Here is a 25,950-nt window from a genome sequence, read left to right on the forward strand (position 1 = left end):
TCAATTGACCTTAAAAGAAATTCTTCTTCCTTCCCTATTGCTCAAAAAGGCAGCCTCTATGATCTCCAATACAGTAATAGCCTCTTCAATTTTAACCCTAAGTGTATGTTTCTTTAGAATGGCATCGGCAATATTCTGGTAAAAGAGTCTGTAGTCTCCACGTTCTGTTTCATAAGTCATGTAGGTGTTTTCGAGGTGAAGTTCTCCCCAAGCTTCAGCATCTTCCAAGCCCCAGTTGAGCCCTTCAGGAAGTTCTCCTGCTTTAAAAGCTTTTTCCTGTACATCCAGTCCATATTTGATGTAGGTGCCTTTTTCTCCCAAAACCAAAAATTTTGGCACTGGAGCCTTGGACAAAACACTGGCCGTTAACCTGGCTTTAATCCCACCAAACATCAAAGTGATATCAAAAAAATCATCAGCGATAGCACCAGTCCGCTGTTTGAAAATCTCAGCATATATCCAGTCAGGCTTTCCAAAGAGCATGACCGCTTGATCTATCAAATGAGTACCTAAATCATAGGTAATCCCATTTCCAGGGACATCCTTTTCTCTCCAATTTTCAGCTAATTGTGGTCTAAATCTGTCAAAATGGGACTCAAAGTGAACAATTCTTCCCAAAATACCTTCTGCAAGGATTTTTTGAATGGTACGGATATCCCCATCCCAACGACGATTTTGAAATACAGACAAAATAAGACCTTTCGCCTCAGCAATACGCTTTAATTCTTTGGCTTCATCCGAGTGTATGGTAACAGGCTTGTCCACTACAACATGCTTACCTGCTTCCAAAGCCATTTTTGCTTGAGGATAATGAAATTCATTGGGCGTCACTATGACAATAAGATCCGCTGCATCAGCCTCCAGCAAATCTTCCAGACTTCTGAAAATATTGATACTAGGATATTTCTCTTTAGATTTTTCTTGTCGGCGCTCAACAACAGCTACCAATTCAAGATCAGGACAAACCGTGATCAATGGTGCATGCATCTTTTCCCCTACCGAGCCATAGCCTATTAGAGCAGTTCTTATTTTTTGCATTTCATCTGAATTTTCAGTGGTGGTGTCCTCCCGGACCATGTACATGGCCATGTTCTATTTCTTCGGGATCTGCATCCCGGATAGAAACAACCTCTCCTTTAAATAAGAGATCAAACCCGGCCAAAGGCGAGTTGAAATCCATATGTACTCCTTTGTAATCTACTTTTAAAATTTCACCTCTATAATGATTCCCCTCATCATCCTGCATTGGAATCACTTTCCCTACTTTAAGTAAGTCTTTCTGCTTTTTGCCATCCTCTTTAAATTTTGATTTTGGGATAACCACTTTTTTGCTTTCATCATAATCTCCATAACCGTTTTCAAAGTCAATGAAAACTTCAAAGGTATCTCCGACCTCCTTGTCTTCGAGGGCTTTTTCCAGTAGGGGAAAAACACTTCCTGCGCCAAAAAGGAAGAAAAACGGCTCTGCCTTTTCGACTTTTTCAAAAAACTCCATTCCGGATTCTCCATCATCCACATGCAGCTCATAGGCAAGCGCTACAACTTTATTTTTGGTAATCTTCATAGTAATGATTGTTGACTTTCTTTTTCAAAGAAAATAAAAACCTTTGGGAAAATGGATTTTTGACGGTGCAATTGATAAAAATAAATTCAGGGTATCTGCATCACTGCACGAAGCCATTTATTGTTTTGAACCAGTTCTTTCTGCTAAATTCAAATCAAAATTTTATTTATAAAGCTACTTTTTCCTTGATGAAAAAGTAGCCAAAAAATCAAGAATTTCGAATCCTATCCGCGCTCAAGGCCTACGCTGGCCTCCCGTACGTACGGGAAAATTCATCCCACCCTCCAAAGTTTCAATTTACAGTTAGAAGTAAAGTTGATGGTTTGGTTCCTATAGCTCAACGTGCAAAGACCCGGATACACATAAAATATAGATATACGAAATGATACCACTAACCAATTTAAATAAGGACCTAAATTAACCCGATACTGATAGATATTGACTAGATATCAATAATTTACTCTGTTTTTGGTCACAGGAATAATAACATTAGCAAAGTTTCCCTAATTTCATCAAACTTCCCGCTATGAAAAATATATTCAATACCGTTACAGGCCTGTTGTTCTTGATGAGCTTAGGTGGATGTGAACTAGTCTCTCGAATCCAAGACTGCGAGGAAGATAGTGCCCCACAGGTACTGACTTTCTTTGAAGACGAGTTTGAAAATTTCCCTTGGAGCCTTCAAAACATAAATTTGGATGATAAAGAGGTAAATCTTGTGATAAAGACACAAGCAGAATATGAGAAGTACTTTATTTCCAGCAAAGATTTGCCTGATATTGACTTTGGAAAATTTATCATTCTGGCCGGACGGTACCGACATCATCAATGTGCGGTATTTGATAGGCAACAGATACTATTATGTGACAGCAGATTATTTTATAAAGTCAGGATAATTCCGCAGGATTGTCAAGCAATCACAGATGTATTTTACTCTGCAGTAATTGAAAGAAAATATGAAGATTTACCAATAATATTTAATGTTAATTTAATTGACCTATAATAGGGACAATGGTTTTTACTTTGCTTGTGGTTGAGTGAATTAGATTTTTGAAGCTGAAAACCTAAGTTCTAAAACTTCCCAACAAATTATCAAATGAAATGTTGATTGGGTAACTTTGCCATTTATGAGTGAACGCGCAGCCACAATTTCCGAATCCATAGATCAGCTTGATCCCAAGGAATATATCATCATCAAAAATGCCCGGGTCAATAACCTCAAAAACCTCAGTGTAGCCATACCCAGAAACAAACTGGTGGTAGTCACAGGGCTATCAGGTTCGGGAAAATCGTCCCTTGCATTTGACACCCTGTTTGCCGAAGGACAACGCATGTACGTGGAAAGCCTCAGTTCCTACGCCAGACAGTTTTTGGGCCGAATGGAAAAGCCGGAAGTGGAATATATCAAAGGCGTCTCTCCTGCTATCGCCATACAGCAAAAGGTATCAACCAAAAATCCCCGGTCGACGGTAGGAACCACCACAGAAATATATGATTACCTCAAGCTTCTTTTTTCAAGAATTGGAAAAACCTTCTCTCCTAAAAGTGGGGAAGAGGTCAAGCATCATACTGTTACAGATGTAGTAGATTACATCCATACTTTTGACGAGGGCGATAAGGTCATGATTTCATGTCCTCTCCACCTTCAGAATGACCGGACTATTCTTCAAGAGCTTGAATTACTACTCCAAAAAGGCTTTAGCCGAATTTTGATAAATGGGGAAGCCTATTTTGTAGAAGATCTGATCCAGGAAAAGGAGGTTCCAAAAGGCGATTATGAAATATTGATAGATAGGGTCAGTGTCCAAAAAGAAGATGAGGATAATCAGTTTAGAATAGCAGATTCTGTACAGACAGCATTTTTTGAAGGACATGGAGATTGTACCGTTCTGGTTCCTGAAAAGACGAAAAGAACCTTTTCGGACAGATTCGAACTCGATGGAATTAACTTTGAGTTGCCTACAGTCAACTTTTTCAGTTTCAACAACCCTTACGGCGCATGCAAAACCTGTGAGGGGTTTGGATCGGTTCTGGGAATAGATCCGGATTTGGTCATTCCTGACAAAAGCATGTCAGTATATGAAGGAGCAATTGCTCCTTGGAGAGGAGAGACTACCGGGAAATGGCTTGAACCTTTGGTGAAAAAGGGCATTTACTTTGATTTTCCGATTCACCGGGCTTATGAAGACCTTTCAGAAGATGAAAAAGCTTTGATTTGGACTGGGAATGAATACTTCAAAGGTTTGGATGCTTTTTTTAAAGACTTAGAATCCAAAACGCACAAAATACAGTACAGAGTCATGCTATCCCGATTCAGAGGCAGGACTACCTGTCCTGACTGCAAAGGAACCCGGTTGAGGAAAGATGCCTCTTATGTCAAAGTAGGTGGAAAATCCATTACTGACATTGTCCTGATGCCTATAGAAAAAGCACTTCAGTTTTTCCAAGAATTGGATTTGAGTGCATCAGAGCAAAAAGTGGCAAGCAGGCTTCTCAAAGAAATCCTTAACCGGCTTGAATACATAGAAAAAGTAGGCTTGGGGTACTTGACACTCAATAGGCTAACCTCATCTCTTTCAGGAGGTGAATTTCAAAGGATTAAACTGGCTACATCTTTGGGTTCCGCTTTGGTGGGTTCCATGTATATTTTGGATGAACCCAGTATAGGATTGCATCCCAGAGATTCAGACCGGCTGATCGAAGTGCTCAAAACACTGAGAGACTTGGGCAACACTGTAATCGTGGTGGAGCATGAGGAAAAAATCATGAAGGCCGCTGATCAGATTATTGATATTGGACCTGAAGCTGGAATTTTGGGTGGAGAACTGGTATTCCAAGGAGATCTGAATGAACTGATGATCAAAGGAAACAGCTACACTGCAAAATACCTGAAGGGAGAAGAAAAAATCCAAGTCAAAGAAAGAAATAGAAAGTGGAAAGACAGCATCCTTGTAAAGGGTGCAAGGGAAAACAATCTTAAAAATCTGGCTGTAAGATTTCCGCTGAACACCCTGACAGTTGTGACAGGAGTCAGTGGATCAGGCAAATCTACACTTATTAAAAAGGTACTTTATCCTGCCTTGGGGAAAATGCTGGGCACTGTAATCGATGAATCCGGAAAGTTTGACAAATTGGAAGGAGATTACAAAACGGTGTCCCAAATAGAATTTGTAGACCAAAACCCTATTGGGAAATCTTCCAGATCCAATCCGGTAACTTATGTAAAAGCTTATGATGCAATCAGGTCTCTTTTTGCCGACCAAGCCATTTCAAAACAAAGGGGATACAAACCAGCTTTTTTCAGTTTCAATGTAGACGGTGGAAGATGTGAATCCTGCCAAGGTGAGGGCACAGTCACTGTGGAGATGCAGTTTATGGCCGATATTCATCTCACCTGTGAATCCTGCAAAGGTAAACGCTTCAAAAATGAAATCCTTGACGTAAAGTACCATGACAAAGATATATCTGATATTTTAGCGATGACAATTGATGAGGCTATGGATTTTTTCCAAGGTAAAAATCAAATCATCAATAAACTTCAACCCCTACAGGAAGTCGGGCTAGGTTATATCGGCATGGGACAATCCTCAAACACGCTTTCAGGTGGGGAAGCGCAGCGGGTGAAGCTTGCTTCGTTTTTAGGTAAAGGAGGCACAAAAACCGGAGAGCACATTCTCTTTATTTTTGATGAGCCGACTACAGGACTACATTTTCATGATATCCGAAAACTGCTGCATAGCATCAATGCCCTGATTGAGCAGGGGCATTCGGTTATCATCATCGAGCACAATACAGAAGTGATCAAAGCCGCGGATTGGGTAATTGATTTGGGACCAGAGGGTGGAGAAAGAGGCGGAAATGTTACCTTTGAGGGCACACCTGAGGCATTGATGGAAGTAAAAGACAATTATACTGCAAAATATCTCAGGGAAAGTTTTCAATAATTGACCTCAGGATATTTGACATGGACATTCAATACCCTCTAGAACTCGCAGGTACTTTGGTTTTTGCCATCTCAGGTGCTTTAGCTGTCCGTGACAGAGAGCATGATTTATTTGGTGCTGGATTCACAGGGTTTATCACAGCGATAGGCGGAGGAAGTCTGAGAGATATTTTATTAGGTTCTTATCCTTTGGTCTGGATTGGAGATGTGAATGTACTCTATGCGATTCTTCTGGGTATATTGTTGGCTTTTATTTTTCCCACAGCCCTTTTGAAACTAAGGAAAACAATGTTCCTCTTCGATACTTTGGGGATTGGTTTTTTTACAGTTCTGGGGGTAGAAAAAGCCTTAAGTCTAGGAGTGCGACCCGAAATAGCCGCAATTATGGGTATGTTTTCGGCAGTCATGGGCGGAGTAATCCGAGACACCCTGACAAATGAAATTCCGATATTATTCAGAAAAGAAGTCTATGCCTCTGCCTGTTTGGCCGGGGCGATCCTATATCTGATTTTGAATTATTTTGGCCTAGAGAGAGATTACAATATGCTTATTTCCATTTCAGTGGTGATCAGTATCCGCTTGATTGCGGTCAAATACAAATTGAGTCTGCCCCGATTGGATTAAAATTCAATTTTTCAAAAATTGATCTCATACTTTACAAAAACGACAGAAATCAACCGCTTACATCATAAAAATCATCTGATGCCAATATGATTTTTAATCAATTGGATAATCCATCGATTAAAACTAATTTTGGCACCTAATATAAGTCCGTGATAAAATCGAGCCTGAGCAAAAACATCCATTAATTGGATAAAATCCATAGACTGCCAATAAGCAAGTGCTCAAAAAATAAGCAGCCGGGTGCGAAACTTGATCATGGCCCTGAAAACAAACTTAACACATGAAAAGAGACCAAATCATTTTTGACCTTATTGCTGAGGAAGAAAACCGTCAAAAGACCGGTATTGAATTGATTGCCTCTGAAAACTTCACCAGCAAGCAGGTGATGGAAGCAGCAGGTTCTGTATTGACCAATAAATACGCCGAGGGACTCCCAAACAAAAGGTACTATGGAGGCTGTGATGTTGTGGATAAAATTGAGCAACTGGCCATTGACCGTGCAAAGGAGCTTTTTGGAGCTACTTGGGCCAATGTACAACCCCATTCAGGTGCTCAGGCAAATGCAGCTGTTTTTTTGGCCTGTCTCAATGCAGGAGATCCGATTTTGGGATTTGATCTCTCACACGGTGGCCACCTTACCCATGGTAGTCCTGTTAACTTTTCAGGCAAACTTTATCAACCTCATTTTTACGGAGTAGAAGAAGAAACGGGAGTCATCGATTATGACAAGGTAGAAGCAAAGGCACTGGAAGTAAAGCCTAAGCTTTTGATCTGTGGCGCTTCTGCTTACAGTAGAGACTGGGATTACGAAAGACTAAGAGATATTGCAGATCAGGTTGGAGCCATTTTATTGGCTGACATCTCTCATCCATCAGGGCTTATTGCAAGAGGCCTGTTGAACGATCCATTGGAATACTGCCATGTAGTGACCACTACAACACACAAAACCCTTAGAGGTCCAAGAGGTGGATTGATTTTGATGAGGGAGGATTTTGACAATCCATTTGGTCTCAAAACTCCGAAAGGAGAACTGAGAAAAATGTCCTCACTTTTGGACTCAGGAGTATTCCCCGGCACTCAAGGTGGTCCATTGGAGCATATCATTGCAGCAAAAGCCATTGCATTCCAAGAAGCCCTTTCAGATGAATACATGGAATACGTAGTCCAAGTGAAAAAGAATGCTGCTGTAATGGCTCAGGAATTTGTAGACCTTGGATATAAATTGATCTCTGGAGGCACTGACAATCATCTGATGTTGATAGACCTGAGAAGTAAGGACATCACAGGCAAACTAGCGGAAGAGACCTTGGGCAAGGTAGACATCACCATCAACAAAAACATGGTACCCTTTGACACCCGCTCACCTTTCGTCACCTCAGGTATGAGGGTAGGAACTGCAGCCGTAACTACCAGAGGTCTCAAAGAAGAGGATATGAAAAAGATTGTTAGTCTTATTGATAAGGCTTTGAGCAATCACGACAATGAATCTGCCTTGACCCAGATCAAAAAAGAAGTCAACGACTGGATGGTTCAATTTCCATTATACTAATTTTCAAGTAAAACGTGGCCTTAGATCAGTATAGAGAAGAAGAGGAAGAAGAGGGCATGTCCTTTTTGGACCATTTGGAGCAATTGCGTTGGCATCTTCTGCGCTCTGTTGCAGCCGTCTTGATATTTACGGTGGCTGCTTTCCTTGCCAAAAGCATCGTGTTCGGACAGGTAATTCTCGGTCCATCAAGGGTGGAGTTTTTCACCTATCGTATGCTTTGTCAAATCGCAGATGCTCTTTCCACCCCGGTGCTGTGCATTGACACCCTGCCTTTTACCATTCAGAGTAGACAGATGACAGGTCAGTTTTCCATGCACTTGACCTCATCCCTTGTTGTTGGCTTGATTGCCGCTTTTCCCTATCTCTTTTGGGAAACTTGGCGTTTTATCAGCCCAGGCCTATATGACAAAGAAAGAAATGCTGCGCGCGGCGCAGTATTCTTTGTAAGCCTCTTGTTCTTTGCTGGAGCGGCATTTGGATATTTTATCCTTGCTCCCCTGTCCATCAACTTTCTTTCCAATTATCAATTGGACCCCAGCATATTGAATGAGTTTGATATTACATCATATGTCACTACCTTGTCTATGTTGGTGCTGGCATCTGCAATTATGTTCCAGCTTCCAGTTGTAATCTATTTTCTATCCATGTCAGGGCTGGTAACGGCAGCTATGCTGAAGGCTTACAGGAGACATGCTATTGTTTCTATCTTGATATTAGCCGCTGTAATCACACCTCCTGATGTGATTTCCCAAATTCTAATAGCAATGCCGATTTTGGTGCTTTATGAAGCGGGTATACAGATTGCCAAACGATTGGAAAGAAAACGAGCAAAGCAAGAACTTGAAGACAAACTGAAATACGGAGAAAATGAGTAAAAAAATAGCAATAGGTGGAGACCACGCAGGATTTGAGTACAAAAAAACCATGCTAGGGAAATTGAAAGAGCTTGGATATGAAGTTAAAGATTTCGGACCATTCACGGATGACTCTGTGGATTATCCGGATTATGTTCATCCCTTGTGTGAGGCAGTAGAAAAAGGCGAATTTGAACAAGGAATTCTTATCTGTGGATCAGGAAATGGAGTCGCTATCACAGCCAATAAGCATCAAGGAATCAGAGCCGCACTCTGCTGGAATGAAGAACTGGCAGCATTAGCTAGACAGCACAATGATGCCAATGTCATTGCTCTTCCAGCCAGATTCATTCCCTACAACCTCGCTGAAAATTTGGTAAACACTTTTCTCAATACAGGTTTTGAGGGAGGAAGACACCTCAATAGAGTAGAGAAAATCGCTTGTAGATAAAGCAAAAAATCCGGGAAAATTTTCCCGGATTTTTTGTTTAATGGAAGTCCAAAAAGTCTCCGCTTAACCACTTTTCCTCAAAGCCCACTTTATGCCAACCTTTCTTTTCTTCGGAAATAAAAACTTCCTCCCCTCTTGGCAAGGTTCCTTCAATAGAATATCCAGTTCCCGGACCCGAACGCACGCGCAGCACATTGGCATTGACCGTTGCTCTTTGAACACCCGAGGTAAACCTCTCGGAAACCCAATGATCTTGAGAATTGGATATCTTCAACCAGCCATCTGTTCGTCCATAGACTCTTAAAATCGAACCTAATTCAGCTGCATTCCTATCTTTGGCCAATTTAGCCCTCCCACTGGGTTGAGATCTTATATTGAGCCTTCCAGCTGTGACGATCACATATTTGATAAATGGATTTTTTGTCTGAGCCACATCAAATTCTCCCAGCTCCTGAAGTACCAAAGGCCTAAAGTGATTCTCAAAATTCTCCACCTTATTACCACCAAAAAAACCCGTCCCTGGACATGACTTATTGTTCCTTGTTCCATTATTCCTCAATCCTGAGCCCAGCTCAAACCAATGATGATAGAGTATGCTGTTCGCATTCACGGGCAGATTAAATCTTCGGCAAAGAGTTGCGGTTACTTTAATTATACTTTTCTTTTGAGCATTACTCATTTCATCATTGCCAATGTCGAAATTCCCTATGTGTTCAAGGCAAATGGAATGTGCATTGTGACCCGTAATACACGCAGGAACACGCTCCAACGGTCTTCCGGTCATGATAGTCCCGTCAGGAAAAATGGTGAAGTGCTGCCCAATATCCGCCCAGCCATTGACCCCAACATGATGATTTTTCATAGCCAACTGTCTTTCAAAATGATTCCTACCATTAAAATGGGAATAATTAGGTATCCACGTGTGGTGTTGTTGAATATTCAAAACCGTTCTGGCAACCCTTTGCTGCTTCAGCCAATCTGTAAATTCATCCACAGACATTTTGATAAATCCATATTTACTTTCCATACATTTATTATTAAGAAGACTAATAGCTGATAGTATGATTAAATGCTTCCTTTCCAAAAAAGAGAAGTAATTCCTCGTTTGGCTCTGAAAATATGATTGTTCCCGGAAAATCATCAAAGATGCTCTTAAGATAAGCAATTTCCTGATTGGCAAATCTATCGTGAGAATCCCTTACATTTGTCCGTTTTCCAAAAAGCGCATCTGCTTCATCAAAAAACAAAACCACATTTGAATCCTTACTCAGACTCCTTAGCCTTTCTAGATTTTTCTCGGTTTCCCCTATAAATTTCCCTGTATTAATATGATAGAATAAGAAATCTGAATTGCGCAGCTGCTTCGCAAAGTCAAAAACTTTTCCAATCCCAGGAACAGTCCTTACATGCACTCTGAAACCTCTTACAGCTTTATTGGACGCTGATTTTTTCAATTCTTCGCTCAGTCTATCCAATTGTGGTTTCAATAGCTTTGATGTATTTACATTATCCAGGTACATCCCTTCTAAGGGCAAAGATGACATGGCATATTTAGCTTCCCCAAGAGCAGTGATGCTTAATATCTCCATAAATTGATCAGGAATAAGAATAAAAGATTTACCTGTCATTTCATTCCAAGAAACCAAACCTGTTTCCAAGAGACGTGACTCTCGCTTCATCTGTACCGAAATCCTTTCCTGAAGGCCCAGATCTTTACCTGCCAAAACAAAAATTGCAGTTTCTCCAGTGGGAATAAAGCCTAAAGGACTTTGTATAAATCCCCAATCTTCTGGTCTCCCTTTGTTGGCCACAAAGAATTTTTCCACAGCAGAATGATCCTCATAAATCAACATTCCCAAACCTAAAAAGAGCCTATCCATTACAGTCAGCTTATATTTCTGAAGCAATTCGGAATAAACTGACCTGCTTTTGGAGAAATCAGGTGGCCTATGTTGTAGCGCACTCTCGCTGGTTAAGCCCTCATGGAGAATCCCCCACCGAATTTTGATCAGTTCTTTTATCCAATTAACTTCTTTTTTCAAATCCTGAATCAACAGTGTCTCAGACATGGTTCTTGAGTTTTTTGGTTTTAGAATACAAAATAGCCTGCCTCCAAATCCAGAATTTCAATGGCTTTTGGAGCATTGCTTTTACTTCCATTTTAAGTTAATGGATAATAAACTCATTGTCAAAGAAATGCATCTTTAATAGTGAGGAAAAATCTGAAGACTCCAAAAATTTTAATCTTCCAAGAAATAGAATTTCCCGGATTTTCTATACCTCTCTTTCAGCAGTGGGATTCTTTCCAGAAGATTTCTAAAAACACCGTCCTCATCTACGACCAGTTCCGGTTTTTCTTCCAAAAAATTTCTGTAAGCTGATGCCATATCCTGAAAATCTTCAAAATCCGCCAAGACCTCCCTGGAAATGTAATAGTTCAAATAGGGTGTTACCTGCGAAGCATGTGTGTAGAAACCCAAATCGTTTCCAAGTACCAGGGTTGTTTTCCCTTTGCTGATTTCGTGCTCCTGCTTTTCCACTATGACATAATCGGCAAGCTCATTCTGATTGTTTTTGACCGACCACCATGAAATCCCAAATAAGGGAATCCCCAGGACAAAAATCCAGGAAAATATTTTTGGGATAAATCCTGATTTCGAGGTAATAAAAAACATGGAAATAAAATAAGTCAGGGAAGGAATGACCACCAATAATTGGTAAGGTGTCCTCCTGTTGACAAGAAAAATAGATGCTACTGCAAATACTAGAAAAATAAGCATCAACTGAAGCTGCTTTTGTTGATTGATCGTCAAAGACTTAAACAAGGAACTGATAAAAACTCCAATTACCCCAAAGAAAAAAGGAGTCAAATATAGCAAGAGCAAATCTCTATAGGTCATGTGCACATATACTTCTCCCAGCCTACCTGTAAGGATGTATTCTACGATAAATTCAGGAAGAGCATCTATCCAGAAATAATAAAGCAGGCAAATAGACAATGGGATAAAATATCCAACTATAGAGAGAAGTAACTGCCGAAATGAGAAGCTGCTGATAACAACTCCGGCCAGTATAAGATATGGCAAAAAAACTACCAAAGGAAAATGAAAGCAAATTGCAATTCCGCCAAACATCCCTGCAAGCAGCACAGAATCTGAACCTTCTTTTTGAAGTACGGTTTGGGAGAACAGCTGTCCAATGGCAAATACGATAAAAGTACTGCCCATCAAAGCGGGAGACAGAGTAAGCAAGTCAAATGAACTACTATAAAGAATCAGGACTACAAAGGCTGGAATGTATGTATTTTCATCAAAAGACTTATACCTGATAAAAAGAGAGTTCAAATAAAACAGTTGAACAAATATGATTAAACAGGCAAGTATTTTGTAAACCATGATTGATCTGCCAAAAAACAGGTGGAACAACCAGTAGGTTCCTGCAGCCAAAGGCCCGGTATCGTCAAGGATATCCTTATACATATGCTTTCCCTCTGCCATTCGCTCACCCAAGAGCATCCATATCATTTCAGGCTGGAGAATAGGTAAATCCAATAACCAAATATAGGCTCCACTTATCAAAACCATCAAAGCCAAAATGGCCAAAAGGCGAAAAGGATCGTTAATTCTAAAAAAGCTAATCAAAATCTAGTGATGGATGAATGGTGATACAATCAGAACTCCCGAAATTAAAGGTTAGTCATTTAATTCACTAAATTTGTACCAACTTTAATCTGATATGGAAAGTAAAAGACAACAAAAATACAGCAAACTCATCCAAAAAGAACTTGGTGAAATTTTTCAAAAAGAAGGAAAACATTTGATTGGCAGTGCCTTTATCACTGTAGCCAGGGTAATGGTAAGCCAAGACCTTAGCTTGGCAAGGGTTTACCTCAGCTTTTTGATGGATAAGGACAAAGCTGTATTTGATACACTGAATAAGAAAAAAAGTGAGTTGCGGAAACACTTGGGCAACCGTATAGGAAAAAGTGTAAGGGTAGTGCCTGAAATCGCCTTATTTTTAGATGAATCGGCGTCCTATGCCCAACACATGGATGCCGTCATTTCCAAGCTTGATATCCCCGAAGCCTCAGAAGACGATGAGGATGAAGAAGAAGATTAATTACACATCCATTGAACCTTTCCTACTTCATAGCCTCTAGGTATTTCCGAAGCAAAAAGAAACGGAATTTCATCACCATTCTATCAAGGATTTCCATGATTGGGGTGGCTGTAGGTACTATGGCCCTTGTCGTGGTATTATCTGTATTTAATGGACTTGAGAATCTTGTAAGGAGCCTCTATGCTTCTTTTGACGCGGAATTAAAGATAGAAGCCGCATTGGGCAAATCTTTTGAAGTTGATGAAAACTGGCTGAATGGAATCCAAAATGTGGAAGGTGTAGCACTCATTACAGAGGTAATTGAAGATAATGCCCTTTTTAAATACAGAGATAATCAACACCTTGCCAGAATAAAGGGCGTCTCCGACAGCTACCTTCAGGATGAAGACAGATTTGCGGAGGGTTATGTTTGGGGCGAGTTGGATTTAGGAACCCAAATGCAGCCCAAAGCTATTGTGGGAAGAGGGATAGGATTTTTCCTTTCTATTGATCTTGAAAATGAATTTGAATTACTTCAGGTTTTTTACCCCAAGGCTCCCAGAACTGCCGGAAGCATTGACCCCAATCAATTATACAACAGGGACATTATCAGGCCAGCCGCTTTTTTCAGCATTGAAAAAGATTTTGATGATAATTATATCATAGCCCCAATATCGTTTGTAAGCAAACTCCTCAATTACGGTCAAAAAAGAACATCTCTGGAGATTAAAGTTGCGGAAGGACAACCGATTCAAAGAGTCAAAAAAAGATTACGTGATCATCTGGGAGATGATTTTCTGGTAAAGGATACAGACGAACAACATGCAGGCATCCTGCGTACGATAAAAATCGAAAAGTTATTCGTGTTCATTACATTGAGTTTTATATTAGCCATCGCCTCTTTCAATATTTTCTTTTCCCTCAGCATGATGGCTATTGAAAAAAAGAAAGACACGGCCATACTCTTCGCCATGGGAGCCAAAGAATCTTTGGTGAAAAAAATCTACCTGAAACAAGGTGCAATTATAGCCTTCAGTGGTGCCCTTATAGGTTTGGTGCTTGGTTTCAGTATTGTATGGGTTCAGGACACCTTTGGGCTTGTTACCCTTGGAATCAGTTCATCTATCATAGAAAGTTATCCAGTGAAAATTGTCTGGACAGATTTTTTATGGACTAGCTTAGCAGTGATTGCAATTACTTTCCTGGCAGCTTACAGACCCGCAAAAATTGCTTCAAATGTAAAGTCAACAGATCTTTGATAGGTAGGCTATAAAGTAAAAAAGCCGTGAATACTTTCACAGCTTTAGTCAATTAACAATAAACCCAAAATAACCAGCTGTAGGAGAAGGACTCGAACCTCCAAAGGGCAGTTAGGTAAAATACGAGCTCGCTATTTACTTTATTCCGGAATCCCCACCCCCGAGACAGGAGGGCATGTTTGCCAATTTCATCATCCTACAGTGTAAGAATTGTGTCAATTATGCTCAAGGCCTTATGCCGTTGATTTGTTGGCTGTAGGAGAAGGACTCGAACCTCCAAAGGGTAGTTAGGTAAAATACGAGCTCGCTATTTACTTTATTCCGGAATCCCCACCCCCGAGACAGGAGGGCATGTTTGCCAATTTCATCATCCTACAAGTTGTTGTATCTGCAAGACCTTTTGTCTTTGTTGATGATTCAAAGTTAATAAAACATTCCATTCATTAAAACTTTTGCAAAGAAATGGATTAATTTTTACATTATTTTTATTTTTTATCAACATTAATTACACTTTTATTAAAATAGACTTCAAAAAACAGTTCCAGTTTAAGGATTTCAAAATACATGCTCCTATTGCGGGAAAAATCATGGATTACAACCAGAAAAATTAAAAGTTAACCCTTCAATTTTGAGTGATTTGGAACAGTCTTACTATTTCTTTTTGAAAAAATTGAGGCAAATAGAAACTATCAATGCAGCTAAAGCAAATCCCAGAGTAAGCCCATCCACCAAGCTGGCAGGCAAGGTAAGGTTAAAAAGCCTTTGCAATAAATAACTGATGTAAGAATTAGGCAGTTCGCTTTCCCCAAGTTTCCGAAGTATTCCAAAATGCCAGTCGGTCAAAGGGCAATATCCCAAACCATACCACAAACCTAAAATACCCCAAGAAGCAAAAGTTATAAGAATCGTAATGAAATGCCATTTCAGTAGCGGCCTATATAGCCATGCTAAAAGGTTGAAAAGCACCAATGCTGTATGAAAAACAAGGAAGAAATAATCCCCAATTACAAGAATAAATTCATTTTCCCACATCACAATTTTTATATAACCTCTCGCATATTTATACCTACTCCTTTTTAAATTAAGACATACTTCAATATAACGAACAAAACAAGAAGATACCAGCCTTCCTAAATTGATCAAAAAATATACTTTTCCACGTTCTTTTTTTGATAATCCCTTAATAAAAAGGCATATTTATTGCTAACTCTACAAAATCAGGATTTACCTGAGAAAATTGAATTAAAAATAGTACAAAATCCACCAGTCTAGAATGAAAAAATCCATATTTATCAGTCTATTTACTTTTTTTATTGCCATCACTTCAGGCATTGCCCAGGACGAAACCCCAGCTCCATCATTAAACTCAGGCACGATTTACAGCCAATTTGAATATTTAAATTCTGTATCAAACAATTACCAAGAATATAAAGTCGTCAAAAGGACCAACCTTGACAAGATCAGACAAAATGTCACCGACTCATTAAATGTCTTTAAGGACCAGCTCGTAATTGTGAAAAAGGACCTTAAAGAAAGGCAAGCACAAATAGAAGAGCTGGAAAATCAAATGGCAGAAGTACAACAACAACTTACCAAAGCTGAAGAGGCAAGAGACAGTTTCGAATTTTTGGGAATGCCTATTCACAAATCTGCCTACAACAGCATTATGTGGACCATTGTAGTTGGTCTTTCAGCAGCATTTCTTTTCTTCTTGTTTCAGTACAGTCAAAGTCACAAAGTGATTTCAAAAGCAAGAAAAGATTTGGAGGAAACAGTGGAGGAATTTGAGCAACATCGAAAAAACACCTTGGAAAGAGAAAGGAAATTAAAAAGAGAGCTTGTAGACGCCCTTAACAAAAAACCTGTTTAACACAGGTTTTTTTATGCTTCAAAACTACTAAGTCCTATCTTTGAGTATGAAAAAAATCACTGTTTATTGTGGGTCGAACAAGGGCCGTAATGCTGCATATACCGAAGGAGCACGGGTCTTGGCCCAAGAAATGATCAAAAGAAACCTGGATTTGGTCTATGGAGCAGGGAATGTGGGGCTTATGGGCGTAATTGCAGACGCCATTCTTGAAGCAGGTAGAAATGTATATGGAATTATTCCCCAAAAACTCGTTGATATTGAAGTTGCGCATCAGGGCTGCACTGAGCTCACTGTAGTAGAAACGATGCGGGACCGAAAATGGCTGATGGCAGAAAAGGGCGATGGATTCATCGCTATGCCAGGGGGTATTGGGACATTTGAGGAACTTTTTGAAATCATGACCCTCAATCAATTGGCCTATATCAGAAAACCCCTAGCCCTTTACAATGTCAATGGCTATTACGACAAGCTGATAGCATTTTTAGACCACTCAGTAAAAGAAGGTTTCCTACACCAAGCCCAACTCAACTTGCTCATTATATCTGACGATCCCGTAAAGCTTTTGGATAAAATGACTTCTTTTGAACCCCAACATATTGATAAATGGGAAATAAAATAAAATGCTGAAAAACTAGGCTGATTAGCAGTATTTATCAACCAATTGCATCAATTTTTCCAGATATTCCTGATCTGTATAGTCAAAATCATCCAGAAGGTCACTATCCACATCCAAAACAATCCATACTTCACCGTTCTTGATTCCGGGAACTACAATTTCTGATTTGGAAGCTGAGCTGCAGGCAATATGTCCAGGGAATGCATCCACATCGGGAACCAATTGGGTTTCGGCTTTTTCCCAAGAAGTACCGCAGACACCTTTACCCAGCTTGATGCGAGTGCAGGCCAAAGGACCTTGAAACGGTCCCAACACCAATTCACCTTCTTTGACCAAGTAGAAGCCTACCCAAAAAAATCCAAAAGCTTCTTTCAAGACCGCTGAAACATTGGCAAGATTCGCATAAGTATCTGTCTCAGTGGAAATCAATGCTTCAACTTGAGGCAATATTGCTTCGTACTTTTCTGCTTTGGTAGCAGCTTCCGGTAAATAGATAGATTCAGCCATGTTATTCTTGATTGGTATTTCTATAAATTTTAAGCTTGTCACCCATTATTCCTGACTCTTGATATGGCAGGCCTTGAATATTCGGAGCTTTGATTCCTTTACCAAAACTTACGGGCCCTGTAAAAACCCTAGCCTCGTCCCAAAGGTTCTTTGAAATGAATTTATTTAAAATTTGACTCCCCCCTTCAACCAAAATGCTTTGTACTTTTTTGTTGTAAAGGTCCTGAAGTACCTCTTCGATTTCAAAATCAGCCGGCATTTGTACAAACTCAAGATTTTCTTCTGATTCTTGTTTCAGCTGGTTATAGCAAATGGTAGATTGACTGTGGTCAAATAAGTACAAGTTGGGATCTAAAGTAAGGTGTCTGTCAATCACTACCCTGATGGGATCATTTCCGCTCCAATCTCTCACATTCAATTTAGGATTATCATATTGGGCCGTTGAGGTACCCACCATAATTGCAGCTTCCTCTGAGCGCCACTTATGTACCAACTGTCGACTGTATGTATTGCTGATCCATTTGCTGTCAAAATTCTCCCTAGCAACGAATCCATCTAAGGTCTCTGCCCATTTGAGAAGCACATAGGGACGCTTTTTCTCTATATATGTAAAAAACCTTCTGTTTAGTTCTTTTGCCTCTCTTTCCAGCACACCTGTTTCTACCTCTATTCCAGCATTCAGCAATTTCGAAATTCCCTTTCCCCCCACCAAAGGGTTGGAGTCCACACAGGCGATTACCACTTTTTTTACTTTCGTTTTCACCAATAAATCTGCACAGGGAGGGGTCTTGCCCCAGTGGGCACAGGGCTCCAAATTGACATAAACAGTTGCTTCATTTAGAAGCTCCTGATCTCGAACAGCACCAATGGCATTGGGTTCTGCATGGGGGCCACCATAAGCCATGTGGTATCCTTCACCGATTATTCTATCTAGATAGACGATGACACAACCTACCATGGGATTGGGCCTGACGTTTCCTTCGCCCTGACGAGCAAGGTCCAACGCTCTTTGCATAAATTCCTCGTCTCTGGTCATGATTAGTTTTCTCTTGGTCTCAAAGTAAGGTTTCCAAGTTCAGTTGTCTGCCTTGGCGCAGCATTTACATTGTTGACCGTATCACCTAAAAAATCAGCGTTCAAAGGTTGGATCGTAATTCTGTAATTGCCATTTACCCCCCTGATCCTAAAGTTACCAGTCCCCTCGTCGACTCCTGTAGATGCTATTGTATCACGGTTTTGGATAGCATATATGATGGCTTTTTCTCCCAAAGGTCTCAGACCACCAGCAATATTACCTGTATTTAAACTGGAAAAAGCCCGAAGCCTTGGACGCAGCACCAATGAATTTCCTTCTCCCTGAATTATCGATCTATAGATATCAAAGTCGATAAACATGTCCAAAGAAATTCCAGGGTCAAGTGCTGTATTCAACAACAGGCTGAGGTCAGCTCCTTCATCAAGAACCAAATTGGTCCTTTCTCCATCACGGATCACATAGTTGTCAGTACCCAGCTTCAATTCCATTTCGACTATACTCCCTGATGAAAGTTCTCCCCTACCTATCAAAAAACTATTTGTATTGATCAGGGCTGCTACATTCACTCTTTTGATAAGCTGATCATTTGGAAAAAATTTAGCATCAGCATTGTCCTGACCACGAGTTCCAATAGTCTTCAGCTCAACTCCCAAAACCTCAACCCATACTTGGTCAAAATCGCCTGGTGCATCAATCAGAAATACATTTACCAACCCGGTAGATCTTTCCGAAGCATCTGTACAGGAACTAAATAGTAAAACCGAAATTAAAAGGAGGGTTAGTTTATTCACAGAGCAAATTTATAAAAGAATGTTTAATATGCAGGGACTATTGAAAATGATAAATAAAAAGGCCGTCCACCTCCATGATGAACGGCCTTTTGTATTTTTTATTCAAATCAGTCTTCTGTATTTAACGTAATGGTTTCAATGGTGACTGTCTCCCCATTTCCTACACTTACTCCATCTAAGATAACTGGCAGATAAGGTTCGAGAGGTTCAATTTCAATGACATAAGTCCCTCCGGGTATTCCCCGTAACCTGAAAAATCCATTCTCATCGGTAAAGGTGGAAAATGACTCCCCATTTCGAGTAGCTGTCACCTTAGGCTGAGCCTCTACCGGTAAAATAGTGCCTTGGATAGAAGCGGCTGTTTCAGCTACAACCCTCAATACTGGCTTCAAAATATAATTGCCGCTGTTTCCTGCCCTTACGATTGATCTTCCGGCATCAAAATCAATGATCAGATCGTATTCTCTCCCTGATTCAAACTCTTTATTTACCTGAAGTTTCAATCCGCTTTGTTGGGCACTTGGTGTTTTCAAATCAATACGTTCGCCATTTTTGATGATATAATTATTATCCCCCAACAACAATCTAATTTGGGATACCCTTCCCGCAGGAACCTCCACACTGCCTAAGTAGGCTTCATTGTTCCCAACAAGTGACAACAGGTTTACCATCCTTTCTTCAGACTCATGGTCGAGGTGTACCCAGCCCGAATCTTCACTTTCATTATTCCCATGGGGAAGGATTCTGACAGCCAGCACTTCAACCCATACTTCTTCATAATCAGCCGGTGCATCCACCAGAAGTACATTCACTTTTGCATTTCCTTCTGTAATAGTATTGTAGTTCTCTTGTTGATCACAGGAAATCATTCCCAGAGCTGCCAGCATTGACAGCATCATCGATAATAGTTTGTTTTTCATGGTAATAAATTTTTGGTGTTGACGCTATGCTATAATTCAATATTGATACCAAAACATCGAACCGGCATATTTTTTACCAATATTTGGATACCATTCCGGTAGCTTTAGTATTTTTGGGCATGATGAACTGGGAACAACTTTTATCAGGTGGGAGATTTGAAATCAACAAAAACCTGACTTCTTCTGAAACCAAAAGCAGAAGTGAATTTGAAAGAGATTATGACCGGATTATTTTCTCAGCTCCCTTTCGAAATCTTCAGGATAAAACTCAGGTCTTTCCCCTTCCCGAGCATGATTTCGTGCATACCCGTTTGACACACAGCTTGGAGGTCTCCAGTGTAGGAAGATCATTGGGAAAGGCAACTGGAGATTTTCTTGTTCAAAAATACCCAGGTCTACAGGAAAGTGGGATTTCATCCTCAGATATAGGTGCAATCGTAGCTGCGGCAGCCCTGGCTCATGACATTGGCAACCCTCCATTTGGACATGCAGGAGAAGAGGCTATTTCAGATTTTTTCAACCATCACCCCTACGGATATGCATGGCAACCTTACGTTACGCAACAGGAATGGACAGACCTTTGCAATTTTGAAGGCAATGCACAAGGCTTTAGGATGCTGGTCTCCAAAGAGAACGGCTTAAAGCTCACCTACGCCACGCTTGCATCGTTTACAAAATACCCAAGACCAGCGCAGATTTTTGAAAAAAACCCAAATAGAAAAAGCCACAAGAAGTTCGGTTTTTTCATAGATCATAAAAAAGAGTATGAGAATCTGGCGAAGATTCTAGGCCTCGGTCATTCAAGTCCTGAAAGCTACTTTAGACATCCCCTGGCTTTTCTGGTAGAAGCTGCGGATGACATTTGTTACAGCATTATTGACCTTGAAGACGGATGTACTTTAGGTTTGGTCAGCTTTGAGGAGACCTTGTCCTTATTGGTAGAAATATTGGGAGAAAAATTCCAACAGAAAAAACTCTCCAAGTACAAAACTACCTCTCAAAAGTTGGCAGTTCTCAGAGCCATGACTATCGGCCAATTGATTGATGAGGCTGTCTCAGCTTTTTGTGAGCAAGAGGAAAAAATGCTGGAAGGCTCATTTGACCAAGCGCTTACAGACATCATTCCTTCAGCTCAAGCCCTTGAAAAAATCTCAACACTCTCAGTTCAGAAAATCTACCGCTCAAAGCCCGTACTGGAAAAAGAAGCTGCGGGTTTTCAGGTTCTTGAAGGATTACTGGAGGTTTTTTCCAGAGCTTTGAATCACAAATTTTACCAAACTGATCTTTACTCGGGAAAAGACAAAAGTATTCTCAGGTTACTTCCCGAAGACTTTCCAATGGATAATTGGGGGCCCAGGCATAACCCCTACCCCCTTTTGAGGGAGTTGATTGATTTTATATCAGGTATGACTGACAAGTATGCGCTATCCCTTTACAGAAAAGTAAAAGGAATAGCTTTACCGGGAGTTTGATAGCAGCTTAGAAACAATAAGATAAATATGATGACATAGATTGGGAAAGAAAGTTGGTGGGGATTTTAGGCGCGAGAGGCAAAGGAAAATCAACCTTAGTATTGGGATATATCCGAAAAACATATGGTTTGAGTGATCAAGGATGAAAAGGGGCTCCTATTTAGAAATCGCCGATTTGCAATTCTGTACTGTCAATGGAATTCACTATGGCTGTTTGGATTTGTGAGGTGATTTGCAACATCAAGATTAACCCCTCCCTTAAAGCCCAAATTGCCTCAAATGATGATCTGCATGCCTCCAGACAAATACCCCCCATTCTTTATGACTAAGTGCACCAAAACGGGGGTGATATCCTGAAAGCTTTTGATCCAGCTTGGCATACTTTCCTATTATATGCTTATATTTTGATTTTTCTTCTTCAAACAAGCTGATATCGACTTTATCTTTCATATCAAATCGCCCAGGGCCTTTAGCCCCTTTCGGAAATTCCTTCATCCAATAAATAAAGTATAATTTTGTTACCCACTTTTTAAAACCTCCATCCTTTTCAGCCTTTGGAGCCTTGAGTATTGACTGATGGGCCAGGTTACAATGGGCCAACATTTCGGTTGCAGTCATCCTTCCCCATTTGGCATTGTCAGTCGCGTTCAGCTTCGCAACTCTGGAAATAACTTCCTCTACAGCATTTTGATCAAAAATGGATTTGTTCATAGGTCTTCATTTATCTAAACTTAAACAATAAAATGCAAGTGGAAATGCTTTGGTATCAATTTTCTATTTCTCTACCTCTATTCCTCCAAAATATCTTAACTTTGCGCCTGCTTACATCTTGGGCATTTCCTTAAAATCAGCTTAGTGCATGATCATGGTTCCCTAAGGTAAGTTGAAAGTCCAGAAATATCACATGCAGCTCTCCCATTAATAATGGGTGGCTCAGGTAAAAAACACCAAGGAATACTGTGAAAAAATATCAGGAATACAAGCAGGTTAGTTATCCACAAATAGGAGAAGATATCCTGCAATTTTGGAAAGAAAACGACATCTTCAATAAGTCAGTAAATAATAGAGAAGGTAAAGAAACATTCACTTTTTTTGAAGGACCGCCTTCAGCGAATGGTACCCCCGGGATCCATCATGTGATGGCACGTACCCTCAAAGATATTTTCTGCCGATACAAAACCTTAAAAGGATTTCAGGTCAAAAGAAAAGGAGGATGGGATACTCACGGTCTTCCTGTAGAGCTACAAGTTGAAAAAGAATTGGGAATCACCAAAGAGGATATCGGGAAGTCTATTTCTGTCGAAGAATACAATAAAAAATGCCGTGAAACGGTCATGAGATTCAAAGATGAATGGGATGACCTGACCGAAAAAATTGGTTATTGGGTGGATTTGGATGATCCGTATATCACTTTCGAGCCTAGCTACATAGAGTCTCTTTGGAATCTGCTCAAAAGGCTTTATGAAAAAGATCTCATTTATAAAGGTTACACGATCCAACCTTACTCTCCTGCAGCTGGAACTGGTCTGAGCTCTCATGAGCTCAATCAGCCGGGATGCTACAGAGATGTAAAGGACACTTCTATCACTGCTCAATTTAAGCTTAAAGGTCAGGAAAACACTTTCATCCTTGCCTGGACGACCACCCCCTGGACATTACCTTCCAACTCCGCTTTGGCAATCGGTGAAAATCTGGATTATGTGAAGGTCAAGACTTTCAATCCCTACACATTTGATCCGATGATTGCCATTTTGGCCAAAGCCAGAATGGGCGCTTATTTCAACCCCAAGGCCAAGGATATTTCACTGGAAGACTTTAAGCCAGGAGATAAGTTGATTCCTTTTGAAATCACTGAAGAATTCAAGGGAAAAGACATGTTGGGCTGGGAGTATGAACAATTATTTCCCATAAACGCAATTTCTTTGCCGCACCCTGCTTTTACAGTAGTCTCGGGAGATTATGTAACCACTGAGGATGGTACAGGAATAGTCCACTTGGCCAAAGCTTTTGGTGCGGATGACTTCAGGACATTGGTGCAGAACAATGTACCGGGTGTTTTTGTGCAGGATGAACAAGGAAATGAAATTCCTGTCGTGGACAAGCAAGGTAAATTCCTTCCTGTAGTAGGTGAATACTTGTCTTCTAAAATGAAAGAACATGGTATTCAAGCACACAAGGAATTTGGACCAGATGATTTCTTTGTGAAAAATTACACCAAGGATGATGAAAATGCTGCGGAGTACAAAAACACTGACATTGTCATTTCCATTATCCTCAAAAATGAAAACAAAGCCTTCAAAGTGGAAAAATACGAGCACAGCTATCCACATTGTTGGAGAACTGACATGCCTATACTTTACTATCCACTTGAAAGCTGGTTTATCAAAACCACCGCTTACAAGGACAGGCTGGTAGCGTTGAATAAAATTATCAACTGGAAACCCGAAGCGACTGGGACAGGCCGTTTTGGCAACTGGTTGGAAAATCTGGTGGACTGGAACCTGAGCCGATCAAGGTTTTGGGGAACCCCATTGCCAATATGGAGAACAGAAGATGGCTCAGAAGAGATCTGCATTGGCTCAGTAGCGGAACTGCAAGAAGAAATCAAAAAGTCAATCTCGAAAGGATTTATGGAAAAATCCCCTTGGGATGGGAAAGAAATGGATCTCCACAGACCTTATGTAGATGATGTGATTTTGGTTTCCCCTAAAGGAGAAAAAATGTTCCGTGAAACAGACCTTATAGATGTTTGGTTTGATTCCGGTGCCATGCCTTATGCACAATGGCATTATCCTTTCGAAAATGAAGACATTTTCAAAGCCAATTACCCAGCTGATTACATCGCAGAAGGAGTAGATCAGACCCGTGGCTGGTTCTTTACCCTACATGCTATAGCGGGGATGCTGTTCGACTCAGTAGCATTTAAAAATGTAATTGCCAACGGGCTGGTCCTTGACAAGAATGGCAATAAAATGTCCAAACGTCTGGGCAATGCAATCGACCCATTCAAAACTTTGAAAGAGTATGGTCCTGATGCACTAAGATGGTATATGCTGAGCAATGCCAATCCTTGGGACAACCTCAAATTTAACCTTGAAGGAGTTGCTGATGTCCAAAGACGCTTCTTCGGTACTTTACAGAATACATATAATTTCTTTGCGCTATATGCCAACCTTGATGCTTTTGTTTACGATTCAAGCAAATCAATTACGGTACCCGAAAGAGCAGAATTGGACCAGTGGATCATTTCCAAACTTCAATCCCTGATAGCCGAAGTAGAAGCCGCCATGGATAATTACGATGCGACCAAAGCGACCAGAGCTATCATGAACTTCACGGTAGATCAGCTGTCCAACTGGTATGTAAGGTTGGCTAGAAAAAGATTTTGGAGAGGTGATATGAATGCTGACAAGCAGGCTGCTTATGAGACGCTTTACGAATGTTTATACAGCCTGACCCAATTGATGTCTTCTTTTGCGCCATTCTATGCAGATTGGTTGTACAAAAGTCTGACCGCCTCTACAGCTAACTCTTCTGAATCAGTCCACCTCACGGACTGGGTTTCTGCAAATGATTCCCTGATCAATCAAGATCTTGAAGAAAGTATGGACTTGGCACAGCGTACTTCCTCTTTGGTACATTCTTTAAGGAAAAATCCAAAGATTGGCATCAAAGTCCGACAGCCATTACAACGGATCATGATACCAGTACTCCAAGAAAAAACCCAAAGACAGCTGGAGCATGTGGAAGAGCTGATCAAATCCGAAGTCAATATCAAGGCAGTGGAATATATAGACGATGCTTCCGGTGTATTGGTGAAGAGTGTCAAGCCGAATCTTCCTATTTTGGGAAAAAAGCTAGGACCAAAAATGAGATTCGTCGTAGCTGCCATTAAAAGTTGGGGGCAAGAAGAAATTGCGGAGATTGAACAAAATGGTCAAATAACTTTAGATGCCAATGGCGAAACTATAGAATTGCTTTTGGAAGAAGTGCTGATCAGTTCAGAGGATATCCCGGGATGGTCCGTTGCCACTGATGAAGGATTGACTGTAGCTTTGGACATAACCCTTACTGAAGAATTGAAACAGGAAGGAATAGCAAGAGACTTAGTCAATAGAGTGCAAAACCTGAGAAAAGATATGGGGCTTGAAGTTCAGGATAAGATCAATATTCAGGTAGCAAGGCAAAATGAGCTGAGCGACGCGGCCATGCAAAATTTTGCACGGTATATCCAAACCGAAACACAGGCTCTTTCGTTGGAGCTACAAGATTCTATTTCCGGAGGCACTGTCTTGGATATGGATGATTTCGAAATTACAGTTAAGGTCGAAAAGGCCTGATCAAAAATAAAACAGCCACAGATTGGGGAATAGCTAAAAAATCCTTAAATCTGTGG

At 40.5% G+C, this 25,950-nt stretch carries 23 protein-coding genes; 12 read left to right on the forward strand and 11 right to left on the reverse strand.

The window, feature by feature from the left end; translation table 11 throughout:
* On the reverse strand, positions 1–1,038 hold the full coding sequence (locus A33Q_RS10405; RefSeq protein ID WP_040490375.1) for an oxidoreductase: 1,038 nt from the start codon (positions 1,036–1,038) through the stop codon (positions 1–3).
* A gap of 13 nt (positions 1,039–1,051) precedes the next feature.
* Entirely contained in the window at positions 1,052–1,564 is a 513-nt protein-coding gene (locus A33Q_RS10410; RefSeq protein ID WP_009033905.1) for an FKBP-type peptidyl-prolyl cis-trans isomerase, read from the reverse strand.
* A 526-nt stretch (positions 1,565–2,090) separates the two neighbouring features.
* Here A33Q_RS10410 and A33Q_RS10420 point away from each other — a divergent pair.
* From A33Q_RS10420 to rpiB, 6 genes are all read left to right on the forward strand, one after another.
* Complete coding sequence (locus A33Q_RS10420; RefSeq protein ID WP_009033907.1) at positions 2,091–2,567, forward strand: hypothetical protein; 477 nt, start codon at positions 2,091–2,093, stop codon at positions 2,565–2,567.
* 124 nt (positions 2,568–2,691) lie between these two features.
* Positions 2,692–5,508, forward strand: a complete 2,817-nt coding sequence (gene uvrA, locus A33Q_RS10425) for an excinuclease ABC subunit UvrA (RefSeq protein WP_009033908.1) — start codon at positions 2,692–2,694, stop codon at positions 5,506–5,508.
* A 20-nt stretch (positions 5,509–5,528) separates the two neighbouring features.
* Positions 5,529–6,131: a trimeric intracellular cation channel family protein gene (locus A33Q_RS10430; RefSeq protein ID WP_009033909.1), complete on the forward strand. Its 603-nt coding sequence runs from the start codon at positions 5,529–5,531 to the stop codon at positions 6,129–6,131.
* Between the two features lie 280 nt (positions 6,132–6,411).
* On the forward strand, positions 6,412–7,680 hold the full coding sequence (locus A33Q_RS10435) for a serine hydroxymethyltransferase (RefSeq protein ID WP_009033910.1): 1,269 nt from the start codon (positions 6,412–6,414) through the stop codon (positions 7,678–7,680).
* A gap of 14 nt (positions 7,681–7,694) precedes the next feature.
* A complete protein-coding gene (tatC, locus tag A33Q_RS10440; RefSeq protein ID WP_009033911.1) occupies positions 7,695–8,555 on the forward strand; it encodes a twin-arginine translocase subunit TatC in 861 nt (286 codons plus the stop codon).
* The gene (rpiB, locus tag A33Q_RS10445) at positions 8,548–8,985 is read left to right on the forward strand and encodes a ribose 5-phosphate isomerase B (RefSeq protein ID WP_009033912.1); all 438 of its coding nucleotides are present in this window, start codon (positions 8,548–8,550) and stop codon (positions 8,983–8,985) included. Before tatC ends, rpiB begins: the two co-directional genes overlap by 8 nt.
* 37 nt (positions 8,986–9,022) lie before the next feature.
* On the opposite strand, the gene A33Q_RS10450 is transcribed toward rpiB, so the two are convergent.
* From A33Q_RS10450 to A33Q_RS10460, 3 genes are all read right to left on the reverse strand, one after another.
* Positions 9,023–10,012 (reverse strand): N-acetylmuramoyl-L-alanine amidase, encoded by a 990-nt coding sequence (locus A33Q_RS10450; protein ID WP_009033913.1) that lies wholly within the window; start codon positions 10,010–10,012, stop codon positions 9,023–9,025.
* 19 nt (positions 10,013–10,031) lie between these two features.
* Entirely contained in the window at positions 10,032–11,054 is a 1,023-nt protein-coding gene (locus A33Q_RS10455) for an AAA family ATPase (protein ID WP_009033914.1), read from the reverse strand.
* 171 nt (positions 11,055–11,225) lie between these two features.
* Positions 11,226–12,569: a hypothetical protein gene (locus A33Q_RS10460; RefSeq protein WP_235062794.1), complete on the reverse strand. Its 1,344-nt coding sequence runs from the start codon at positions 12,567–12,569 to the stop codon at positions 11,226–11,228.
* A 151-nt stretch (positions 12,570–12,720) separates the two neighbouring features.
* Here A33Q_RS10460 and rbfA point away from each other — a divergent pair, with 151 nt between their 5' ends.
* Positions 12,721–13,104 carry a 30S ribosome-binding factor RbfA gene (gene rbfA, locus A33Q_RS10465; RefSeq protein WP_009033916.1) on the forward strand — a complete coding sequence of 128 codons (384 nt, stop codon included), beginning with the start codon at positions 12,721–12,723 and terminating at the stop codon, positions 13,102–13,104.
* Between the two features lie 11 nt (positions 13,105–13,115).
* Positions 13,116–14,342 carry an ABC transporter permease gene (locus A33Q_RS10470; protein ID WP_016255080.1) on the forward strand — a complete coding sequence of 409 codons (1,227 nt, stop codon included), beginning with the start codon at positions 13,116–13,118 and terminating at the stop codon, positions 14,340–14,342.
* Between the two features lie 651 nt (positions 14,343–14,993).
* Here A33Q_RS10470 and A33Q_RS10475 read toward each other — a convergent pair.
* Entirely contained in the window at positions 14,994–15,374 is a 381-nt protein-coding gene (locus A33Q_RS10475) for a DUF2784 domain-containing protein (protein WP_009033918.1), read from the reverse strand.
* Between the two features lie 241 nt (positions 15,375–15,615).
* Here A33Q_RS10475 and A33Q_RS10480 point away from each other — a divergent pair, with 241 nt between their 5' ends.
* A complete protein-coding gene (locus tag A33Q_RS10480) occupies positions 15,616–16,212 on the forward strand; it encodes a hypothetical protein (protein ID WP_009033919.1) in 597 nt (198 codons plus the stop codon).
* Positions 16,213–16,258: 46 nt separating this feature from the next.
* A complete protein-coding gene (locus tag A33Q_RS10485) occupies positions 16,259–16,831 on the forward strand; it encodes an LOG family protein (protein ID WP_009033920.1) in 573 nt (190 codons plus the stop codon).
* Between the two features lie 21 nt (positions 16,832–16,852).
* Here the strand turns inward: A33Q_RS10485 and A33Q_RS10490 are convergent, their stop codons facing one another.
* The 4 genes from A33Q_RS10490 to A33Q_RS10505 form a co-directional block, all read right to left on the reverse strand.
* Positions 16,853–17,335 (reverse strand): GAF domain-containing protein, encoded by a 483-nt coding sequence (locus A33Q_RS10490; protein WP_009033921.1) that lies wholly within the window; start codon positions 17,333–17,335, stop codon positions 16,853–16,855.
* Position 17,336: 1 nt separating this feature from the next.
* Positions 17,337–18,371, reverse strand: a complete 1,035-nt coding sequence (gene ribD / locus A33Q_RS10495; protein WP_009033922.1) for a bifunctional diaminohydroxyphosphoribosylaminopyrimidine deaminase/5-amino-6-(5-phosphoribosylamino)uracil reductase RibD — start codon at positions 18,369–18,371, stop codon at positions 17,337–17,339.
* 2 nt (positions 18,372–18,373) lie between these two features.
* Positions 18,374–19,162 (reverse strand): DUF4382 domain-containing protein, encoded by a 789-nt coding sequence (locus A33Q_RS10500; RefSeq protein WP_009033923.1) that lies wholly within the window; start codon positions 19,160–19,162, stop codon positions 18,374–18,376.
* Positions 19,163–19,269: 107 nt separating this feature from the next.
* Positions 19,270–20,082, reverse strand: a complete 813-nt coding sequence (locus A33Q_RS10505; protein WP_016255084.1) for a DUF4382 domain-containing protein — start codon at positions 20,080–20,082, stop codon at positions 19,270–19,272.
* A 119-nt stretch (positions 20,083–20,201) separates the two neighbouring features.
* Here A33Q_RS10505 and A33Q_RS10510 point away from each other — a divergent pair, with 119 nt between their 5' ends.
* Entirely contained in the window at positions 20,202–21,554 is a 1,353-nt protein-coding gene (locus A33Q_RS10510; protein ID WP_040490377.1) for a deoxyguanosinetriphosphate triphosphohydrolase, read from the forward strand.
* Positions 21,555–21,812: 258 nt separating this feature from the next.
* Here A33Q_RS10510 and A33Q_RS10515 read toward each other — a convergent pair whose 3' ends face one another.
* Positions 21,813–22,265 (reverse strand): DUF1569 domain-containing protein, encoded by a 453-nt coding sequence (locus A33Q_RS10515; RefSeq protein ID WP_009033926.1) that lies wholly within the window; start codon positions 22,263–22,265, stop codon positions 21,813–21,815.
* 248 nt (positions 22,266–22,513) lie between these two features.
* Here A33Q_RS10515 and ileS point away from each other — a divergent pair, with 248 nt between their 5' ends.
* Positions 22,514–25,894 (forward strand): isoleucine--tRNA ligase, encoded by a 3,381-nt coding sequence (ileS, locus tag A33Q_RS10520; RefSeq protein ID WP_009033927.1) that lies wholly within the window; start codon positions 22,514–22,516, stop codon positions 25,892–25,894.
* Positions 25,895–25,950 lie beyond the last annotated feature (56 nt).

The sequence above is a fragment of the Indibacter alkaliphilus LW1 genome, from assembly GCF_000295935.2.
Lineage (GTDB): Bacteria > Bacteroidota > Bacteroidia > Cytophagales > Cyclobacteriaceae > Indibacter > Indibacter alkaliphilus.

What these genes read in the sequence shown, in the direction of transcription:
- A33Q_RS10405 (WP_040490375.1), bottom strand. Translation starts at nt 1,038, where the DNA reads ATGCAAAAAATAAGAACTGCTCTAATAGGCTATGGCTCGGTAGGGGAA.
- A33Q_RS10410 (WP_009033905.1), bottom strand. Translation starts at nt 1,564, where the DNA reads ATGAAGATTACCAAAAATAAAGTTGTAGCGCTTGCCTATGAGCTGCAT.
- A33Q_RS10420 (WP_009033907.1), top strand. Translation starts at nt 2,091, where the DNA reads ATGAAAAATATATTCAATACCGTTACAGGCCTGTTGTTCTTGATGAGC.
- uvrA (WP_009033908.1), top strand. Translation starts at nt 2,692, where the DNA reads ATGAGTGAACGCGCAGCCACAATTTCCGAATCCATAGATCAGCTTGAT.
- A33Q_RS10430 (WP_009033909.1), top strand. Translation starts at nt 5,529, where the DNA reads ATGGACATTCAATACCCTCTAGAACTCGCAGGTACTTTGGTTTTTGCC.
- A33Q_RS10435 (WP_009033910.1), top strand. Translation starts at nt 6,412, where the DNA reads ATGAAAAGAGACCAAATCATTTTTGACCTTATTGCTGAGGAAGAAAAC.
- rpiB (WP_009033912.1), top strand. Translation starts at nt 8,548, where the DNA reads ATGAGTAAAAAAATAGCAATAGGTGGAGACCACGCAGGATTTGAGTAC.
- A33Q_RS10450 (WP_009033913.1), bottom strand. Translation starts at nt 10,012, where the DNA reads ATGGAAAGTAAATATGGATTTATCAAAATGTCTGTGGATGAATTTACA.
- A33Q_RS10455 (WP_009033914.1), bottom strand. Translation starts at nt 11,054, where the DNA reads ATGTCTGAGACACTGTTGATTCAGGATTTGAAAAAAGAAGTTAATTGG.
- A33Q_RS10460 (WP_235062794.1), bottom strand. Translation starts at nt 12,569, where the DNA reads ATGGTTTTGATAAGTGGAGCCTATATTTGGTTATTGGATTTACCTATT.
- rbfA (WP_009033916.1), top strand. Translation starts at nt 12,721, where the DNA reads ATGGAAAGTAAAAGACAACAAAAATACAGCAAACTCATCCAAAAAGAA.
- A33Q_RS10475 (WP_009033918.1), bottom strand. Translation starts at nt 15,374, where the DNA reads ATGTGGGAAAATGAATTTATTCTTGTAATTGGGGATTATTTCTTCCTT.
- A33Q_RS10480 (WP_009033919.1), top strand. Translation starts at nt 15,616, where the DNA reads ATGAAAAAATCCATATTTATCAGTCTATTTACTTTTTTTATTGCCATC.
- A33Q_RS10485 (WP_009033920.1), top strand. Translation starts at nt 16,259, where the DNA reads ATGAAAAAAATCACTGTTTATTGTGGGTCGAACAAGGGCCGTAATGCT.
- A33Q_RS10490 (WP_009033921.1), bottom strand. Translation starts at nt 17,335, where the DNA reads ATGGCTGAATCTATCTATTTACCGGAAGCTGCTACCAAAGCAGAAAAG.
- ribD (WP_009033922.1), bottom strand. Translation starts at nt 18,371, where the DNA reads ATGACCAGAGACGAGGAATTTATGCAAAGAGCGTTGGACCTTGCTCGT.
- A33Q_RS10505 (WP_016255084.1), bottom strand. Translation starts at nt 20,082, where the DNA reads ATGAAAAACAAACTATTATCGATGATGCTGTCAATGCTGGCAGCTCTG.
- A33Q_RS10510 (WP_040490377.1), top strand. Translation starts at nt 20,202, where the DNA reads ATGATGAACTGGGAACAACTTTTATCAGGTGGGAGATTTGAAATCAAC.
- A33Q_RS10515 (WP_009033926.1), bottom strand. Translation starts at nt 22,265, where the DNA reads ATGAACAAATCCATTTTTGATCAAAATGCTGTAGAGGAAGTTATTTCC.